We start from the raw sequence: 1,829 nt of genomic DNA, 5'->3' as shown, positions 1-1,829 counted from the left end.
TAATCCCCCCCTCCCTTTCTTAAATAAATGAAGTATCCTTTTATTAATAGGCTTCATTTTAATTAATATAATAGCATAATATTTTGTAATTTACGGTTAACAGCTATAAAAAAATTCAATACTTGGCCCTTTTGTTAATATATTTAAGACAATTCTTCGAATTAACCCTGGCGTGTGCACAGATTGGACAGCCTATTTTCTGTGTAGCCATGTACAATGTTTGCCTCCTGTTTTTAATAAACAAAGGACTATCACTTGAAATTGCGTTGGAAATCATATTGGGCCGTATCAGGGACAATCCCATGTTAGGCAAATGGCCCTATTGGTCGAATATATACGTTTAGGTTCAGATTTCTAGGATCTCCGGAGACAGTATTTTGTAAGAAATACAATAATATTTACAGTAAGGAAGCAAATTTTTGTACAAGGTTTATCCTTTTTAATCTAAGTAATTAAAGAAAATTTTGTAAAAATAATGATTGACTGAAAAATGCCATTATGGTATAATTTGTCGCAATTAGAGGAATGGAGGTAATAATATGCTTTTGGTTACAAATGTGGTTAAGGCTATCAACAAAGAAAAACGGAACGAAAGAGCTAAAGATCTAGCTTTAGCAGCTGTTTTAGGTGCTGCAGCCGGCGCTGTCACAGCATTATTTATTGCTCCAAAATCTGAAGAAATCAATGTGTCACTTGACACCCTCAAAGAAAAAGTGGTCGAGACCGTAGAAAAAGGTAAGGAAAAAGTAGACGAGCTTGTTAAGGAAGGCAAAGATAAATTCGGAGTTGGAAAAGATAAACTCGAGTCTGTTAGAAGTGATATTATGCACCGTAAGGACAGTGTTCTAGATACAACGGAAACTATCATAGACGATCTTAAAGGATAGAAGGTGACTTTATGGCCGTTACAATATCATTTAATGAGGTTTTAACATTTATTCTTTTAGTGACGGGTATTACTCTGTTAGTTTATTTAGTCATTACAGCAAGTAATATAAATAGCATACTAAGGGATATTAAGGTCACACTTAGAAAAAATAAGGATAATATTAATAACACAATTTCTTCCTTGCCTGGAATAGCCTTTAATATTTCTGCGATCACTGGAGAGTTACAAGAGGGCGTTCAGACTATAGCGGCCACTGCTGAAATTATTGAAAAAAATATAAGTAATTCTTCTGGTAAACTAAACGAAAAAACTGAAATTGCCATAGATGGCGTTCAAATTGTGAGTGAAATCATTCGATCAGGAATGAATTATCTAGCAAAACGAAAGAAATCAAAATGGAGTTTTTAAGATGGTCATGAAAACCATCCTTAATCTGGACCACGTAGCGGACGTTTGAGCGTATTGTAACGTTCACGACTTCTGGAAAGCTAATAGTTTGTAATAAATTGGCTGACAGAGAGATACACAGGATTTATTTTATTCTGTCCATCTCTTTGTCAGCTTTTCTACAAGGAATAATTTGTGCTGATCAATACACAAGATGTCCATCAGATCACTATTGCCTGTACTATGATCGAGATATGTTAAAGAATTTGTCATTGCGAATGCACAAGTTAATGCGACCCCAAGCGCTTCGAAAAGCAGTGCGAAAAGATTGAATGAAAATTCATGGGGCACTTTCCTTATTTAAGCTTTGATACATACATCATTGCTTGAATAAAGCGATAGGAGGATCACTATGGAAAAGGTTAAATTAGCAGTCATTTATTACAGCATGACAGGCATAAATTATCAGTTGGCTAGGTGGGCATCTGAAGCTGCTAAAGAAGCAGGTGCGGAAGTTCGTTTGCTCAAGGTGCATGAACTCGCTCCAGAAGCA

The 1,829-nt window shown here is 35.5% G+C and carries 2 protein-coding genes; both read left to right on the top strand.

What is annotated here, in order from left to right:
- Window positions 1-539 precede the first annotated feature (539 nt).
- Window positions 540-887, top strand: coding sequence for a YtxH domain-containing protein (locus tag VIM70_RS05245; protein ID WP_331944681.1), 348 nt, complete (start codon window positions 540-542; stop codon window positions 885-887).
- 11 nt (window positions 888-898) lie between these two features.
- Complete coding sequence (locus tag VIM70_RS05240; protein WP_331944680.1) at window positions 899-1,297, top strand: hypothetical protein; 399 nt, start codon at window positions 899-901, stop codon at window positions 1,295-1,297.
- Window positions 1,298-1,829: the final 532 nt, after the last annotated feature.

It is taken from the genome of Clostridium sp. (genome assembly GCF_036569345.1).
GTDB lineage: Bacteria > Bacillota > Clostridia > Clostridiales > Clostridiaceae > Clostridium_AD.
This window is presented reverse-complemented; position numbering and strand designations above follow the sequence as displayed.